Here is a 16,703-nt window from a genome sequence, read left to right as displayed (position 1 = left end):
GGTTTGCAATGGCAAAACAGCTGCCAAAGCGCGACCTTGAGAACGTGGGCCTGGGCGTCACGGGCGCGTGCGTAGTGCTCGTGACGCTTGTCGTTGCCGCGCTCATCTTTATGGTCGCCCAAAAGGGCCTCTCGGCTTTTCTCAAGGACGGCGTTTCGGTCGTCGAGTTCTTCACCGGCACCAAGTGGGACCTGGCCAACACGGCTAAAAACGGCCTGCCCTACACCGGCGCCCTGCCCTTGATCGTCACCTCCTTTGCGGTCATGATGCTCTCCACGCTCATCGCGCTGCCCATCGCCATCGGCTCTGCCATCTTTGCGGTCGAGATTAGCCCTAAGTTTGGCTCCAAGATCTTTCAGCCGCTTATTGAGCTTTTGACCGGCATTCCCTCGGTCGTCTTTGGCCTGATCGGCTTTCACGTGGTCGTCGGTCTTATGAAGAGCGTTTTCCACGTGAGCACGGGCCTGGGCATCCTTCCCGGCGCCGTCGTGCTGGCCGTCATGATCCTGCCGACCATGACCACGCTTTCGGTCGATGGCCTGCGCGCCGTGCCCGACAGCTACCGTCAGGGCTCGCTCGCGCTGGGCTACACCCGCTGGCAGACCATCTGGCACGTGGTGCTCAAATCCGCCATGCCGTCGCTCATGACCGCAGTCATCCTTGGCATGACCCGCGCCTTTGGCGAGACGCTCGCCGTGCGCATGGTTATCGGCGGCATCGAGGCCATGCCGACGTCACTGCTGTCGCCGGCGTCCACCATCACCACCACGCTCACCACGTCTATGGCGGTCTATGCCGAGGGCTCGGCCCAGGACGATGTTCTGTGGGCGCTCGGTCTGCTGCTGATGGGCATGAGCCTCATCTTCATCCTGATCATCCACCTTATCGGCCGCAGGGGGGCGAAGGCTCGTGGCTAGCACGCGCATCCATATCGACGAGGCGAGACTCGGGCGCGTCCAAAAGCAGGACCGCATCGCCACGGGCGTGCTGACGGCAATCGCCGCCATTGTCATGCTCATCGTCATCTCTATGGTGGCCTATATCCTGTTCGAGGGGGTCTCGACGCTGTTCCAGCCGGGCTTTCTCACGCAGCCGTCGCGCGCCAACGGAACCCAGGGCGGCGTGCTCTATCAGCTGTTCGACTCGTTCTATCTGCTGCTGATCACCCTGATCATCTCGGTGCCCATTAGTCTGGGCGGCGCGGTCTTTCTGGTTGAGTACGCGCCGAATGGGCCCATCCGCGACATCGCCTCCACTGCCATCGAGACGCTGTCCTCGCTGCCCTCCATCGTTGTCGGCATGTTCGGTTTCCTGGTGTTCTCGGTGCAGCTGGGCTGGAAGTACTCCATCATCTCCGGCGCCGTCGCGCTCACCATGTTCAACATTCCCATCCTGGTGCGCGTGATCCAACAGGCGCTCGAGGACGTGCCGCAGGCCCAGCGCGATGCGTGTCTGGCCATGGGCCTTACCCGCTGGGAGGCCACGCTGCACATCTTGATTCCCGAGGCCATGCCCGCCATCGTGACCGGCATCGTGCTTTCGGCCGGCCGCGTGTTTGGCGAGGCCGCGGCACTGCTCTTTACCTCAGGCATGAGCTCGCCGGTGCGTCTGAACTTCTTGAGCTTTAACCTGTCGAGCCCCACCTGCGCCTGGAACGTGTTCCGCCCCGGTGAGTCGCTCGCCGTGCACATCTACAAGATCTATGGCGAGGGTAGCCCCGAGGCCCAGCAGATCGTCTGGGGCACCGCGGCGCTGCTGATGATCTGCGTGCTGCTGTTTAACGTAGTCGCCCGTATCGTGGGCAAGCAATTGGCAAGGAAGATGACGGCCGAATGAGCGAGATAAATGCAACGCCCGCAACCGAAGCGGCCACGTCCGAGACCCAGGACTTCCTGTCGAGCGTGGGGGAGAGCGAGAAGCGCGTGCGCGTGAGCGGCAAGGCCGTGAGCGACGAGGTCGTGCTCTCCACCAAGGACGTCAACGTGTACTATGGCGATCACCATGCGCTGCACAATACGTCGCTCGACTTTCACAAGGGCGAGATCACGGCGCTCATTGGGCCTTCGGGCTGCGGCAAGTCGACCTTCTTGCGTAGCCTCAACCTTATGAATCGCGAGATCCGCGGCTGCCGCGTGGAGGGCGAGATCAACTACCGCGGGCGCAACGTGAACATCAAGGCCGAGAACACCTACGAGCTGCGTCGGTCCATTGGCATGGTGTTTCAGCAGCCCAACCCTTTCCGCAAGTCTATTCGCGACAACATCACGTTTGCGCCCAAGCGCCACGGCATCACCGACCGTGACGAGCTCGACCGCATGGTCGAGGAGAGTCTGCGTGGCGCGGCGCTGTGGGACGAGGTCAAGGACAAGCTCGACAAGAGCGCCTACGCTCTTTCGGGCGGTCAGCAGCAGCGTCTGTGCATCGCGCGCACGCTGGCGCTCAACCCCGACGTGATCCTGTTCGACGAGCCCTGCTCGGCGCTCGACCCCATCTCGACGCTGGCGATCGAGGACCTCATGTCATCGATTGTTGCCGACCGCGCCATCGTCATCGTGACGCACAACATGGAGCAGGCGTCGCGCGTGTCCAACCGCACGGCGTTCTTCTACATGGGCGATATGGTCGAGTACGACGAGACCGACGAGATTTTCCAACGGCCCAAGGACAAGCGGCTGAATGATTACCTCACTGGCATGTTCTCCTAGTCCGGGACATGCTTGAGGCCCGCGGCGGCCACGGTTGCCGCGGGACTGATTGGAGAGGCGGGTCATCTCTTGCGTGAGATGGCCCGCCTTTTTGCTCCGCGACCGAAACGACCACCACAAAGGGGACAGACACCTTCGTGGTGGTTTGGGGTGGGGCTCGCTGCTATCATGGACAACGTTGAATTTCTACGAAGGAGCAGGGCATATGGCGATTCTTTTGGGATGCGATTCCGTCAGCCTAGAGTTTCCCACCAAGCATATTTTCGATAGCGTGACGCTCGGCGTGGGCGAGGGCGACCGTATTGGTATCGTCGGCAAAAACGGCGACGGCAAGTCGACGCTGCTGAGCGTACTCGCCGGCACGTTGGAGCCCGACGACGGCCGCGTGACGCATCGCCGCGACACGACGATCGGATTGCTCGGCCAAAAGGACAACCTGGTCGATACCGATACCGTGCACCATGCCGTCGTCGGTGACACGCCCGAGTATGAGTGGGCCTCGAGCCCGCGTACGCGTCAGATCCTGGCCGGCCTTATTAGCGATGTGCCCTGGGAGGGCACGGTGGGCGAGCTTTCGGGCGGCCAGCGCCGTCGCGTGGACCTCGCGCGCCTGCTAATCGGCGATTACGACGTGCTTATGCTCGACGAGCCTACCAACCACCTTGACATGCGCACCATCAACTGGCTCGCGCGTCACCTAAAGGCCCGCTGGCAGCGCGGCCAGGGCGCCATGCTCGTGGTCACGCACGACCGCTGGTTCTTGGACGAGGTCTGCACCAGCATGTGGGAGGTCCACGACGGCCAGGTCGATCCCTTCGAGGGCGGTTACTCCGCATATATCCTGCAGCGCGTGGAGCGCGACCGCATGGCCGCAGTTACCGAGGAGCGCCGTCGAAACATGGCGCGCAAGGAGCTCGCGTGGCTGAGCCGCGGCGCCCAGGCGCGCTCCACCAAGCCCAAGTTTCGCGTGGATGCCGCTCGCGAGCTCATCGCCGACGTACCGCCCGTGCGCGACGAGCTGGAGCTCAAGCGCCTGGCGGTGAGCCGCCTGGGCAAGCAGGTTATCGACGTGGTCGACGTGGACGCCGGCTATGCGGATACCGATGGCGCGCCCAAGCAGGTGCTCTCCGACGTGACCTGGCTCATCGGCGCGGGCGACCGCTATGGTCTTTTGGGCGAGAACGGCGCCGGCAAGTCGACCTTGCTCGACGTGATCCAGGGCAAGATTGAACCCATGCGCGGCCGTGTGAAGATTGGCCAGACGGTGCGCTTTGGCGTGCTGTCGCAGCAGCTCGAGGAGCTCGAGCCCTTCATGGGCGACACGATCCGCGAGGTGCTCAGCAACTATAAGAAGTACTACGTCATCGACGGCAAGGAGACTTCGCCCGAGAAGCTCTGCGAGCGTCTGGGCTTTACGACCCAGCAGCTCTGGAGCCGCATCGGCGATCTTTCGGGCGGCCAGCGCCGTCGCCTGTCGCTGTTGCTGACGATCCTGGACGAGCCCAACGTGCTTATCCTGGACGAGCCCGGCAACGACCTGGATACCGACATGCTCGCGATTGTCGAGGACCTGCTCGACGGCTGGCCCGGCACGCTGATCCTGGTGACGCACGACCGCTTCTTGATGGAGCGCGTGACCGACCAGCAGTGGGCGCTGCTCGACGGCCACCTGACGCATATGCCCGGCGGCGTCGACCAGTACCTGCGCCTGTGCAACGCTACCGCCGAGGGCGAGCCCGTGGGTGCGCCGAGCGCCAAGACCGGCACGTTTGACACTGGTGCTGCGGCGGCTGCGGCCGAAAAGCCCAAGTCGAGCGGCCAGCCCAATGGCCTTTCCAACGCCGAGCGCCAGAAGCTCCGCCGCGAGGTGAGCTCGCTCGAGCGCAAAATGGAGACGCAGCGCGCCCGCGTGGAGGAGGCCGAGGCCGCGATGGCACAGGTTGACCCCACCAACTACACGGCGCTCGGCGAGCAGCAGGCAAAGATCGACGAGGCCCACGCCGCCATGGACGAGCTGGAGATGGCGTGGCTCGAGGCGAGCGAGAAGCTCGAGGGCGAGGAGTAGGCGAGGATGATTAAGGCCGCGTTTTTCGATATCGACGGCACGCTGCTGAGCTTTAAGACCCACCAGATTCCGGCGTCGGCGCAGCAGGTACTCGACAGCTTTCGCGAGCAGGGGATTGCGTGCGTGATCGCCACGGGCCGCCCGACCTACCAGATGCCGGATTGGCTGTTCGACTTGGGATGGGATGCGTACATTACGCTTTCGGGCCAGCACTGTTTTGATGCCAAGGGCGTTTATCGCAGCTGCCCGATCGATCCGGACGACGTTGCGGTGATTGTGGACCAGGTGGCGCAGGGGCGCTACGACTCGCTGTGCATGCAGGGCGAGAACTCGTTTGTGAACCGCCTGTCCGAGCGCGTGGTGACGGCCGGCAACAACGCGGGGATCGTCTACCACGAGGAGCCGTTCGAGCATGCCTTCGATGCGCCGGTTTACCAGTTCTGCGCCTTTGTGGACCCGGCCGACGAGCATATCGTGACCGATGCGGTGTCGCATTCGCTCACTACGCGCTGGTGCGATTTGTTCTGCGACATTATTCCGGCCAACGGCGGCAAGGACCTGGGCGTGGCTGCGACACTGGAGCGGCTGGGTATCGACGCGAGCGAGGCGATCGCCTTTGGCGATGGCGAGAACGACCTGTCGATGTTTGCCGCCGTGGGCACGAGCGTGGCCATGGGCAACGCGCAGGACACCGTGAAGGCCGCGGCGACCTATGTGACGACCGCCGTGGACGACGACGGGATCTATAACGCTGCGAAGCACTTTGGGCTGCTTTAGCTGCGGCTTGGCACTTGGGGACGTTCCTTTTCTGCCGGCAGCTGGGGACACTCCCTGCACGTTGCGTGCCGTGTCGCCCTGCTTGCTCCGCGCATTTTGTGAAACACGGTTAACTTTTTAGACAACGTAGTAAGACATGGGCAACTTTTGCGGTAAAGTAAATCAAGCAAAAGTATCCAAAGGCTAACTAGAAGCCATCGCGAAAGGCGGCCCATGGCCCTGCGTGAATCTGGAGAAGACTATCTCGAATCTATTTATGTGCTCTCGGAGCGCCAGGGCATCGTTCGATCGATTGACGTCGCCGAATACCTGGGCGTTACCAAGGCAAGCGTCTCTAAAGCCATGGCGGCCTTGGAGAGCAGCGGCTACGTGGAGATGGGCAAACGCGACGTACATCTGACGGAACGCGGTCTTGAGGTTGCCCGTCAAATGTGGGAGCGCCATTGCTTTTTTGTAGGGCTGCTAGAGGATGCGGGCGTAGCGCCCGAGGTTGCCTTGCAAGAGGGGTGTCACATGGAGCACTGCCTGAGCGAGGAGAGCTTTGAGAAGCTAAGGTCGATGCTGGGGAGGGATGGTGCTTCGGCGCCAACAACGACCGACTAGCGCTCCCGCAGCGGCGCGCCTCCCGCGGCAAAGGCGCGGGACAGCGATTGGGACGAGTGACCCCACCAACTAAGTCCAACTCAGACAAGGAACCCCGCCAGCAAGCGATGCCCAAGAACCACCAGCAACGTCACCGCAGGCCGGGGCCGGGCTTGGTTTTGAAAACATTCCGCAGACCAGAAGTGCCCCCGTTCGTAGCTCCGAAGGAGCAGAATGGGGGCACTTCATTGGTCGAGGACGTTTTCAAAACCAAGCCCGGCCCCGGCCGGAGGGACCACGTATGCTACAGGTTCTTGACACCCATCGCGCGCATGGCGTTCAGGATGGCGATGATCGCCACGCCCACGTCGCCAAAGACGGCGAGCCACATATTGGCGATGCCCAGCGCCGCGAGCACCAGAATCAGCAACTTAATGCCCAGCGCAAAGATGATGTTCTGCCAAACAATCGTCATGGTCTTGCGCGCCACGCGGATCGCGCGGGAAATGTTGGAAGGCTTGTCGTCCATGAGCACGACGTCGGCAGCCTCAATTGCGGCGTCGGAACCCATGGCGCCCATGGCAATGCCAACGTCTGCACGGGTGAGCACGGGCGCATCGTTGATGCCGTCGCCTACAAAGGCGAGCTTGCCCTTGCCCGATTCGGCCGCCAGCAATGCCTCGACGCGCTCGACCTTGTCGCCCGGCAGCAGCTGCGCGTGGAACTCGTCGAGCCCCAGCCGCTTGGCCACCGCAGCAGCCACTTCCTCGCGGTCGCCCGTGAGCATGACGGTGCGTTTGACGCCGGCAGTGTGCAAGTCGCGAATCGCCTGCTTGGCATCGGCCTTTATGGTGTCGGCAATTACGATATGGCCGGCGTACGTGTCATCGACCAGTACATGGAGGATCGTACCGACGACCTCGCAATTGGGGGCGTCGATACCGGCCGCAGCAAGCATCTTGGCATTGCCGACGATGACGCGCTTGCCGTCGATATTCGCCGTCACGCCATGGCCCGCGTCATTGGTGGAGTCGCTTACGCGTTTGGGATCGAGCTCGCCCTGGAAGGCGGCGCGTACCGACTGCGCGATGGGGTGATCGGAAAACGACTCGGCAAGGGCCGCGACCTCAAGCAGTGACTGCTCGGTATAGCCGGTCTCGGGGTGTACCGCCACGACCGAAAACGTGCCGTTGGTGAGCGTGCCGGTCTTGTCAAAGACGACGGTATCCACATCGGCGAGCGTCTCGAGGTAGTTGGAGCCCTTGATGAGAACTCCCAGCTTGGACGCGCCGCCGATGCCACCAAAGAAGCTGAGCGGGACGCTGATCACGAGCGCGCACGGGCAGCTGACGACCAGGAAGGTCAGGCCGCGCAGGATCCAGTCGGACCAGGCGCCGGTGACCAAGCCGCCGCCGAGCGCGAGTACCGCGGCCGCGCCGGTGACGGCGGGCGTGTAGACGCGGGCGAAGCGCGTGATGAAGTTCTCGGTACGCGCCTTCTTTTCGCTGGCGTTTTCTACGAGCTCCAGGACGCGCGCGACGGTGGACTCGCCAAATGGCTTGGTGGTGCGCACGTGGATGAGACCCGTCATGTTGATGCAGCCGCTGATGATATCGTCTCCGGTTTTGGCCGGGCGGGGGACCGACTCGCCGGTAAGGGCGGCGGTATCGAGCTGCGTCTCGCCTTCGACGATGACGCCGTCGATGGGCACGCGCTCGCCGGGCTTGACGACGATGACGGTGCCGACGGCGATGTCATCGGGAAAGACCTGCTCGAGTGTGCCGTCGGGTTGCTCGACGTTGGCATAATCGGGTGCGATGTCCATCATGGCGCTGATCGACTTGCGGCTCTTGCCCACGGCGTATGCCTGGAACAGCTCGCCGACCTGGTAGAACAGCATGACAGCGGCGCCTTCGGCCATGTGCGGATCGGTATCGGGGAAGAGCACCATGGCAAACGCGCCGATGGTCGCGACGGCCATGAGGAAGCTTTCGTCGAAGGCCTTGCCGCGGCGGATGTTGTTGTATGCCTTTTGGAGCACGTCGTAGCCGGCAATTAAAAACGGCACGAGGAACAGCACGAAACTGGCGTAGACGTTGCCGGGCTCCCCAAATGCGATAGTGAGAGCTCCGAGCTCGTCGAGGGCATAAACAACGGCAAAAATGCCTAGCGCTACCAGGATACGGTTGCGCTTATGCTCAAGGGACTCTTTCTTCTTACGCTTCTTCTTTTTCTTCTTGGGATCGGCGGTTGCCATGATTCAATCCTCCCATTTGAATGTATGAACACTCGCTCATATAAAATCGTGGATAAAGGCCGCGGCAAGCGCGGCCTTGCGGGTCAGCGTATGCGCAGGCTAGAGAATGATCTCGCAGTCCGGCTCGGCGTCGGCGGTAAACTCCACGACGCGGTCGAGGACCTCGTCGAACTCGGCTTCATCGGCCTCGAGCGTTAGCTTCTGGGTCATAAAGTTGACCGAAACGGACTTGACGCCCTCGAGCTTGGCCAGCTCGTCCTGAAGCTTACGCGCGCAGTTGGCGCAGTCGATCTCATCGAGCTTAAACTGCTTTTTCATGGTGGGTTCCTTTCCCTGTATTTGCGGCTTGGGTGCAGGCCGCGCTGGTACCGTGGTTAGTCGCTATTCGCAGATGTGGCTCATGCCCTGGTTGAGCATGGTGTAGACGTGGTCGTCGGCGAGCGAGTATAGGATATTGCGCCCGTCGCGCCGGAATTTAACCAGGTGCGACTGCTTGAGTGTACGCAGCTGGTGCGACACCGCGGACTGCGAGGTTTCGGTCGCTTCGGCGATGTCTGCCACGCAGAGCTCGCGGCCCATGAGGGCATAGAGGATCTTGATGCGCGTGGTGTCGCTGAAGACCTTGAACAGGTCGGCGAGGTCGTAGAGAAGCTCCTCGTCGGGAAGGTCCTCGGGCGAGCAGGTGGTGGGGATGTCGGGCACGATGGTGGTGTCGATGCTGGACTTTATTTCATCAACGGGATCGCTCATCGCAATATCCTTTCATATGAACATGCGCTCATATAACTTACTTCCGAGTATATGAGCGCATGTTCATATGTCAATATATATTTGTGAAATATTTTGCTATCGAATGGCCCTAGTGGCGGCTAAGGGCATCGATGGGCTCGGATAAGGCCGCCGATGCCAACGTGGATACCTTAGCGACGTGCAAAAATGGGCCGATATCCACTTGGATATCGGCCCGCATTGCGTCGCTTGAGAGGAGCGTCTCGGCGTATCGCTTTTACACAGGCGCTATGGCCCGACAGGTATTGCTCGCGAATGGCGCTTTTACTTGGCAAACAGGTTCTTGAGGTTGAACTCGGCCTGGACGGTACGGAGCATGAGGTCGGTGTCGTCGAGGCCCAGGTGCTGCTCGTTGGCGTCGGCGGCGAGGGTGCCGCGACGGCGTGCCCAGTTCTCGAGCGCGGCGGGCGCGGACTCGCGGGGGAGCGAGCGCACATCGGCGTCCAGGCTGCGGCAGATCTGGCGCGAGTCGATGACGATTATCTTGCCGGCGCGGCGTGCCTCGGCGTAGCCGTCCAGGTGGATCTTGAACCAGCTGTCCTCAAAGGCGGCGTTGTGCGCCATGTACGGGTACTTCTTCATAAGCTTGAGCAGCTGCTTTTGCAGCTCTTTGTTCTCGCGGAAGGGCGTTTTGCCGTCGATGTCGTCCCAGGTGATGTGGTGGATATTCGAAAGCGGCACATCCTCGCCGCGGTAGATATCGGGCAGACCGCAGTAGTGTGCCTCGGCGTCGTGCGGGACGGCGTCGCTGGTGAGCTCCATGATCTCCCAGCCCACGTTGATGATGTAGCCGCGCTCGGGTGCGCGGCCGGTGGTCTCGATGTCGATGCCGAGCACCGTGCCCTGAATGGGCTTGCGAGCGTAGGCCACGCCGAGTGCGTCGCGGTCGCCGCGGATCTCGCGCATGACGGACGCGGCGGTGCGCTTTTGCATCTTGCCGATGGCGGCGCAGGTGTCGGCGTCGGACAGGCCGCGCGAAAGCGTCGCGGGCGTCACGTTGCGCAGGCGCGCCTCGCCAATCTGGTCGCACAGGTCGCGGTTGCGGTCGGCCAGGTCGCGCACGGTGGCAAAATCGAAGCCGGGGTCGTCCTCGGCGGTAAAGTACTCAGTCTCGAGCACCTTGAGGGCCTCTTCGCCTTTCTGGCGCTCGGACTCCATGGCGCCGTGGTCGCCGTAGATAAACATGGGGATAAACGGCTGGCGCTCGTATTCGAGTGCTTGCGAAACGTTCATATGCTGCTCCTTGGACGGGCCGCGTCGCGCGGCTCGGGTTTGTCGAGTTATGGCGAGATGATAGTTTACCATGGGCAACTATTGGCATCACGCCTAGGACAATTACAATACCCTAGTTGACCGCTAGGACTTTTACAATGCTGCCGAAAGACACGAAAGGTTCCATCCGTCATGGATTTGCTGATTGATATTCTGCTCGACGCCGGCAAGGACACGCTCTCGCTGGTGCCGTTCTTGTTGGTGACATATCTGGTCCTCGAGACGCTCGAGCATGTGGCAGGCGATCGCGTCAACGGTACCATCAAGCGTGCCGGCGCCGCCGGCCCCGTGGTTGGCTCGTTGCTGGGCATGGTGCCGCAGTGCGGCTTTTCGGCCATGGCGGCAACGCTATACGCCGGTCGCGTCGTGACGCTGGGCACCCTGGTGGCGGTGTTTCTCTCGACCTCCGACGAGATGCTGCCGCTGCTACTTGCCGAGCAGGTTCCCGTGCAGACTATGGCGATGCTTTTGGCTTCGAAAGCGCTGATCGCGCTGGTCACGGGCTTTATCGTGGATGCTGCCATTCGTGGCCTGCGTCGCAACGCCCGCGCGCATGCGGCGATTCGTCGTACCGTGTTGGGAACCGCTGTCAATCCGGCGCACGTTAACTGCGCGCATGACGATCACAGCGGCGGTGACATCATCGACGAGGTGGCCGAGGCGGGCGTGAGCGCCGACCACATCCATGAGCTGTGTGAGCGCGACCATTGCGGTTGTGATGACGACGAAGACGAGCACGAACATGGACATGGCCACGATCACGGTCATGAGGGCGAGCATGAACACCATCATGACCACGGTCACTCCCACTCACACGAAGGTGCGCCCGTCCTGTCGATTATCCGCAGCGCCATCTCGCATACCGTGCAGGTATCGATATTCATTTTCCTGGTGACGCTGATTCTGGTCGCCGTGCTCGAGACCTTTGGCGAGTCCGCAATCGAGCAGTTCCTGCGCGGCAACGAGACGCTCGCCGTCCTGGGTTCGGCGCTTGTCGGCCTGATCCCCAACTGCTCGGCGAGCGTGGTCATCACGCAGCTGTATCTGGAAGGCGCGCTGCAACTGGCGCCGATGCTCGCCGGCACGCTCATTTCCGCCGGCGTGGGTTACCTGGTCCTGTTCCGCACCAACCGCAGCGCCCGCGAAAACGCCGTGTTCCTGGTCATGATGTACGTCATCGGCGCGGGCTGGGGCCTCGTCCTATCTGCCTTTGGCCTCTAAGTAGTCCTAACAAAACGGGCTTCAAAATAGCCATGCACGGCGTCTGCACAATGCGGCGACGCATGGCATTTTGAAGCCCGTTTTTTGTTGAGCCACGGATCCTGAGCGCTCACACCGTCCAAAACAAAAAGGCAGAGTTTTAGGCATGTCCCAAAAATCTGCCTTGGTTAGCGCAGCAGCTCGGTGAGGTTGCGCTTAAAGCGGGCGCGGTCTTCGCTGGTGAAGGCTGCTGGCCCGCGGGTGCGACCGCCAGCGCGGCGCACCTTCTTTTCCTCGTGACGAATAAACAGCTGCATGTCGATGGTCGCCTTGTCGTACACTCGCCCGCGCACGCCGATGGCGGAGGCATCGCGGCCGAGCACCATGCTCGCCAGGCCAATGTCCTGCGTCACGACCACGTCGCCCGCCTGCAGACGTTCGACAATGGCAAAGTCGGCACTATCGGCGCCCACGCTCACATCGAGCGTGGTGACCCAAAAGCCGCGTCGCGCGTGCTCGGCATCACGTGGATCGTCGCGGCGAATGTGCCGCTCCAGGTTCTGCGTGCTGTTGCCGGCAATCACCACGGCGACGCCCGCCCGCCGTGCACAGTCGATCGACTCGCGCGTAACCGGGCAGGCGTCGGCATCAATAAACAGCGTCCGCGGCATCTAGTGCACCAGCTTGCCAAAGCGGATAGCGCGAATAATCAGCGTCACGCCAAACACCAGGAGCGCGGCGCCGCTAAAGATGACGAGCATCTTTGCCGACCACAGCGGATAGATAAACACGAACATGCCGGCGATGATGGAGAGCGCGCCGCTCAGGATGGCGAGGGCGCGGTTGGACGAAAGCTCGGACTCCAGAATGGACATGACACCTTCGACGATCCAGCCAAAGCCAGCCACGACCACCACGAGCGTGGTGAGCGTTGCGGTCGAGAAGGCCTGATTGCGCAGGATTATGACGCCGCCCAGGATGATGAGCAGGTTGGAGATGATGCTCGTCACGCGCCAGCCGGCGGGCAGCAGCGGCTCAAAAATGGCGGTGAACAGCCTGACGCCAGCCGTGATCACAAAGTAGAAGCCCAGGACGGTCGTCAGGAAGACGAGGGACTTGGCGGGCGCAAACAGCAGCGCGATGCCGGCAAGCAGTGCGATGACGCCCGTGGCGGCGTAGATCCAGCGCACGGCCTTGATTGCCTTGCCTGCCATGCTTTTCTCGTCAAATCCAAACAGATTCGACTGCTGGTCGTCGTTCTTAAAGATGCCCATGAGGTCTCCTTTCCGCACGGCGTTTGCCGTCATTGTTGTTTTTGCGGCGTATGCCGCAGTTGCTACAACAAGTATCGCCTAAAGGCACCGGCGTATGGGTCGGGGAGGGCGAAGTGTAACCCAAAGGTCCCGATTTGTTCTCGTTGTTCCCCATGTCGCGTTTTTCTATTCAACAGGTGTAGAACATTGCGGCTCTGTTCGTTATTGCCTGCGTTTTAGGTTAGATTTTCCTAAGAACAATTGCCTTGTATTGGGGGTCTCTATGAACGAAGCTGTTCCCGCGGCGCCGTCGAGCGTGGAGTCGATGGCAAAGCAAGGTTGCGAAAAGCTCGGTCTGGAATCGTTTGACGCGCTGGTTCGTCGCGCCCGCACATGCCGTCGATTTGACGAGTCCATGCGCGTACCGCGCGAGTTTTTGCTTGAGCTGGCAGAGCTGGCGCACCTGGCTCCCTGCGGCGCTAATGCTCAGCGTCTGCGTTTTCATGTGGTGAGCGACGTCGAGGAGTGTTCGAGCTTATTTGAAAAGCTCACATGGGCTGGTGCGCTCAAGGATTGGTCGGGTCCCAATGAGGGCGAACGCCCGACCGGCTACATCGCAGTTCTTGCCGAGCGCACCGTTCCCGGCAAGCCCGCCGCGCCTATCACCGAGGTCGACACGGGCATCGCGGCTCAGACGATGATGCTCGCCGCGCGCAGCGCAACGCCCGAGGTGGCGGCTTGCATGTTCAAGGCCTTTACGCCCCGCGCAATCGATGCCATGGGGCTCGATAACGACAGATACGAGCTCAAGCTGATCATGGCTTTTGGCGTGCCAGCCGAGACACAGGTGATCGACGCGATCGACTCCAACCCGGATGGTTCTATCAATTACTGGCGCGACGAGGCGCAGGTGCACCACGTTCCCAAGCGTCCGCTTGCCGACGTGCTGGTGTAGTTGCGCGCCATTTCGGCGTGATCCGGCGGCAAAACCACCACAAAGGTACCTGGCCCCTTTGTGGTGGTGCGAGGGGAGGGCGTGTGGCCGATCTGTATTTGGTGCGGCATGGGCAGACTGAGCTCAATGTGCAGAACATTTTGCAGGGCTGGCAAGACTCGCCGCTCACAGAGCGCGGGTGCGAGCAGGCGCTGGCGACGCGCGCGGCGTTTGAGGACCGTGGCGTGACGTTTGACCATGCGTATTCGTCTCCGTTGGGTCGGGCGCAGCGTACGGCTGAGCTTATCGTTGGCGAGGGCCGTTCCATAGAGCTGGTCGACGACCTGCGCGAGTGGCACTTGGGCTCGCTGGAGGGCACATCAAATTGCGAGATGCCGCCGCAGCCCTGGGGTGATTATCCGGTGGCCTTTGGTGGCGAATCTGAAGGCGAGCTACGGGCGCGCATGGTTGCGGCGCTGTCCCGCATTATGGCCCGACCGCAGCACGATCGTGTGCTTGCGGTCTCTCATGGCTCTGCCTGTCAGGAGTTTCTTGAGTATGTGGCCGGCGGGGGAGGACAGCCCGACAACGGTGCCGTGCTTCATTTTGGCTATTGCGACGGGGCGTTTTCGCTCCTTGACTGGTAACGAACGAAAGGACCCCTATGAATAAAGACCTGTATCTGGTCCGTCATGGACAGACGATATTTAACCTCAAGCGCATTATTCAGGGCTGGAGTGATTCGCCGCTCACGCAGTTGGGCTGCGAGCAGGCGGCGCGCGCTGGCATGTTCTTGCGAGCGCGTGGCATCGAGCCCGACCACGCCTACACCTCGACGCTGCATCGCACCGAGCAGACTATCGCCAACCTGTGGCCGGGCCTTGCCTACGAGCGTCTGGACGGTCTGTGCGAGTGGTTCTTTGGCGATTTTGAGGCCGAGCGCGTGATGCTCATGCCCGAGCGTCCGTGGCGTGACTTCTACCGCCAATTTGGCGGCGAGGGGCAGATGCAGGTGCGCGAGCGCATGGTGGCGACGTTGACCGATCTTATGCGACGTCCGGACCACGAGTGCGTGCTCGCGGTGAGCCACGCCTCGTCCATCAAGGAATTTTTGGACCACGTGAGGGGAGCGGCGGCCGACGAGCGCGAGCGCGTTCCGGGCAACTGCTCGGTGCTGCATTTTGCGTTTGACGATGCGACGGATACGTTTGAACTGGTCGAAGTCTTTACGCAAGAAGATTATGCGCGCGAGCTGGGTCTTGAGCCGCTCGTGGCGGCAGCGGGTCCGCAGCGCGGGTAGCGCGGGCGTGGCGATGCGGATTGCCGACATCATTGCTCGATGCGAAAGGGGCGGGGATGCATGCGCATGTATCCCCGCCCCTTGTTTGTCGAGCTGCCGAGTCTTTGTGCCGGGCGTTTAGGCCCTGTTAGAACCGTGCGATCTGGTGGGTCAGCAAACCCGTCGGAACCTGCGGTGCGCCGCCGGCAACCTGCGCGGCGGGGAATAACGCGGCAACGGTAAAGTTGAACGGCTCTTTGCCCGTGTAGGCGCCGGCTGCGCGGGCTTCGTCTGCCAGGAGCTGCGCCGCCCCTGCTAGCGCGGCAGCATAGGTGGGGTCGTCTGCCGGCGTCGGCTCCGGTGCCTGGTCGAGCATGGCTCGGATGGCGGCAACGGCGTCCTCGCGCTTGACCTCCCACGCGCGGTGCGTAATGCCGGCGGGGTCGGTGACGGCATAGAGCGACGCGCCCTCTTTGGCGGCACCGAGGATGATATCCATAACGGGCGAGGCCTCGTAGGCGAGCGACACGGGGCGCGGCTGCACCTTAAGCTCGGCGATTGCACGGGCGGCTGCGGCCGCATCTGCGGGGGTCGCGCCGTCGCCCGTCAGTACGCCGACCGGGCAAATTGCCACAACGCCCGTCACGCGCCCTGGCTCTCCGGAGCATTCGTACACGTAATACGCCGCGCCCGGATCTTTGAGCATGAGCCCGTCGGCAATGGCGCCGCGCAGGGCGTCGTTGCCGCTCAGGATGCCGCCCATCTGCGGCAGCGCTTCGAGCACGCGGTCCTGAGCTGGGCGGATGCAGGGAAACGGAAGTGCTTTCATGGGCGGTCCTAACGTGCGAGTCGGTTTGTTCGCGGCTTATTATGCCCCAACTTGGACGCTTGCGTCCCAGAGCGTGTTGTCGACAAGCGCGATGAGCACGTTCTGGCAGCGAACGATATCGGCATGGGCCCCGGCTCGTTGGGCTTATGCGTGAGCACCAACGAGCCGGGGCCGTAGCTCATGCAATTGCGGTTACCCATCTTGCCGGCAATGACGGCGGTATCGGTGCAGCCGGTAAAGAAGCCGACGGTCGTGTCCGCGTTCCAGCCATCGCCTAGGGTGACGGTATCCATATGGCAGATGTAGACGAGCCGCGCCTCGCCGCTCGCGCCCGGCACGGTAATCATAAGGTTGCAGCGCCCGGGGAACACTTCGAGCTCGCGTATCTCTGCGGTGTCCAGCACGGGCGAATCGAGTTTGGCAACATATGTCTCGACCAGGTCTTTGATATGTTGTTCGATCTCGAGCTCATACGCGCCGGGGTCTGAGCTGTCAATCTTCACAAGCTCCTGCGCAAGCCGCCAGGCAAAGTCCTCATCAACCATATGCAACTTCACAATCAGCCTGCTTTCCAAACCGATTGTAAGCCACCTGGAAGATTCGCGACGTGCATGTTGTAGCAGTATTTACCGTTCGCAGGCTGAGCAATCGCGTTTGCCGTCCGTGCGGGCTCACAAACGACGTAGTGGGTACGTACTCTTCATGGACGACATGCTGTGCGACATATCTGCCTTTCGGTATCACCGGATACCTCCACAGGT

General features: G+C 61.9%; 18 protein-coding genes. 10 read left to right on the top strand and 8 right to left on the bottom strand.

Annotated elements, in window-relative coordinates; all coding sequences use genetic code 11:
- Positions 1-8: 8 nt before the first annotated feature.
- From pstC to ACGHEN_RS07275, 6 genes are all read left to right on the top strand, one after another.
- The gene (gene pstC / locus ACGHEN_RS07300; RefSeq protein WP_390398495.1) at positions 9-917 is read left to right on the top strand and encodes a phosphate ABC transporter permease subunit PstC; all 909 of its coding nucleotides are present in this window, start codon (positions 9-11) and stop codon (positions 915-917) included.
- Positions 910-1,836 (top strand): phosphate ABC transporter permease PstA, encoded by a 927-nt coding sequence (gene pstA / locus ACGHEN_RS07295; protein WP_390398494.1) that lies wholly within the window; start codon positions 910-912, stop codon positions 1,834-1,836. The genes pstC and pstA overlap by 8 nt, the downstream gene beginning before the upstream one ends.
- Positions 1,833-2,705, top strand: coding sequence for a phosphate ABC transporter ATP-binding protein PstB (gene pstB, locus ACGHEN_RS07290; protein WP_390398492.1), 873 nt, complete (start codon positions 1,833-1,835; stop codon positions 2,703-2,705). Before pstA ends, pstB begins: the two co-directional genes overlap by 4 nt.
- 205 nt (positions 2,706-2,910) lie before the next feature.
- Positions 2,911-4,770 (top strand): ABC-F family ATP-binding cassette domain-containing protein, encoded by a 1,860-nt coding sequence (locus ACGHEN_RS07285; RefSeq protein ID WP_390398490.1) that lies wholly within the window; start codon positions 2,911-2,913, stop codon positions 4,768-4,770.
- 6 nt (positions 4,771-4,776) lie between these two features.
- On the top strand, positions 4,777-5,547 hold the full coding sequence (locus tag ACGHEN_RS07280; protein WP_390398488.1) for a Cof-type HAD-IIB family hydrolase: 771 nt from the start codon (positions 4,777-4,779) through the stop codon (positions 5,545-5,547).
- A 213-nt stretch (positions 5,548-5,760) separates the two neighbouring features.
- Positions 5,761-6,150 carry a metal-dependent transcriptional regulator gene (locus ACGHEN_RS07275; RefSeq protein WP_390398486.1) on the top strand — a complete coding sequence of 130 codons (390 nt, stop codon included), beginning with the start codon at positions 5,761-5,763 and terminating at the stop codon, positions 6,148-6,150.
- Between the two features lie 283 nt (positions 6,151-6,433).
- Here the strand turns inward: ACGHEN_RS07275 and ACGHEN_RS07270 are convergent, their stop codons facing one another.
- The 4 genes from ACGHEN_RS07270 to ACGHEN_RS07255 form a co-directional block, all read right to left on the bottom strand.
- Positions 6,434-8,386: a heavy metal translocating P-type ATPase gene (locus tag ACGHEN_RS07270; RefSeq protein ID WP_390398485.1), complete on the bottom strand. Its 1,953-nt coding sequence runs from the start codon at positions 8,384-8,386 to the stop codon at positions 6,434-6,436.
- 99 nt (positions 8,387-8,485) lie between these two features.
- Positions 8,486-8,704, bottom strand: a complete 219-nt coding sequence (locus tag ACGHEN_RS07265) for a cation transporter (protein WP_117735568.1) — start codon at positions 8,702-8,704, stop codon at positions 8,486-8,488.
- 63 nt (positions 8,705-8,767) lie between these two features.
- Positions 8,768-9,136, bottom strand: coding sequence for an ArsR/SmtB family transcription factor (locus ACGHEN_RS07260; RefSeq protein ID WP_390398482.1), 369 nt, complete (start codon positions 9,134-9,136; stop codon positions 8,768-8,770).
- 303 nt (positions 9,137-9,439) lie between these two features.
- Entirely contained in the window at positions 9,440-10,408 is a 969-nt protein-coding gene (locus tag ACGHEN_RS07255; protein WP_373268129.1) for a 3'-5' exonuclease, read from the bottom strand.
- Between the two features lie 171 nt (positions 10,409-10,579).
- On the opposite strand from ACGHEN_RS07255, the gene ACGHEN_RS07250 reads away from it, so the two are divergent.
- Entirely contained in the window at positions 10,580-11,668 is a 1,089-nt protein-coding gene (locus ACGHEN_RS07250) for a putative manganese transporter (protein WP_390398480.1), read from the top strand.
- A 167-nt stretch (positions 11,669-11,835) separates the two neighbouring features.
- Here the strand turns inward: ACGHEN_RS07250 and ACGHEN_RS07245 are convergent, their stop codons facing one another.
- Both ACGHEN_RS07245 and ACGHEN_RS07240 read right to left on the bottom strand, forming a co-directional pair.
- Positions 11,836-12,318 (bottom strand): DUF188 domain-containing protein, encoded by a 483-nt coding sequence (locus tag ACGHEN_RS07245; RefSeq protein ID WP_329738982.1) that lies wholly within the window; start codon positions 12,316-12,318, stop codon positions 11,836-11,838.
- Positions 12,319-12,921: an HdeD family acid-resistance protein gene (locus tag ACGHEN_RS07240; protein ID WP_390398476.1), complete on the bottom strand. Its 603-nt coding sequence runs from the start codon at positions 12,919-12,921 to the stop codon at positions 12,319-12,321. It lies immediately after the preceding gene.
- Between the two features lie 262 nt (positions 12,922-13,183).
- On the opposite strand from ACGHEN_RS07240, the gene ACGHEN_RS07235 reads away from it, so the two are divergent.
- The 3 genes from ACGHEN_RS07235 (at position 13,184) to ACGHEN_RS07225 (ending at position 15,134) form a co-directional block, all read left to right on the top strand.
- The gene (locus ACGHEN_RS07235; protein WP_390398474.1) at positions 13,184-13,855 is read left to right on the top strand and encodes a nitroreductase family protein; all 672 of its coding nucleotides are present in this window, start codon (positions 13,184-13,186) and stop codon (positions 13,853-13,855) included.
- 83 nt (positions 13,856-13,938) lie between these two features.
- Positions 13,939-14,481, top strand: coding sequence for a histidine phosphatase family protein (locus ACGHEN_RS07230; protein WP_329738979.1), 543 nt, complete (start codon positions 13,939-13,941; stop codon positions 14,479-14,481).
- 17 nt (positions 14,482-14,498) lie between these two features.
- Positions 14,499-15,134 carry a histidine phosphatase family protein gene (locus ACGHEN_RS07225; RefSeq protein WP_390398471.1) on the top strand — a complete coding sequence of 212 codons (636 nt, stop codon included), beginning with the start codon at positions 14,499-14,501 and terminating at the stop codon, positions 15,132-15,134.
- Positions 15,135-15,261: 127 nt separating this feature from the next.
- Here the strand turns inward: ACGHEN_RS07225 and ACGHEN_RS07220 are convergent, their stop codons facing one another.
- Together ACGHEN_RS07220 and ACGHEN_RS07215 are read right to left on the bottom strand one after the other, a co-directional pair.
- Positions 15,262-15,942 (bottom strand): DUF1015 family protein, encoded by a 681-nt coding sequence (locus ACGHEN_RS07220; RefSeq protein WP_390398468.1) that lies wholly within the window; start codon positions 15,940-15,942, stop codon positions 15,262-15,264.
- 8 nt (positions 15,943-15,950) lie between these two features.
- Positions 15,951-16,499, bottom strand: coding sequence for a hypothetical protein (locus tag ACGHEN_RS07215; RefSeq protein WP_390398465.1), 549 nt, complete (start codon positions 16,497-16,499; stop codon positions 15,951-15,953).
- Positions 16,500-16,703 lie beyond the last annotated feature (204 nt).

Source organism: Collinsella sp. i06-0019-1H4 (assembly GCF_042849575.1).
Classification (GTDB): Bacteria; Actinomycetota; Coriobacteriia; order Coriobacteriales; family Coriobacteriaceae; genus Collinsella.
Note: the sequence above shows the minus strand (reverse complement) of the source record. Positions and strands in the feature narration are given on the sequence as shown.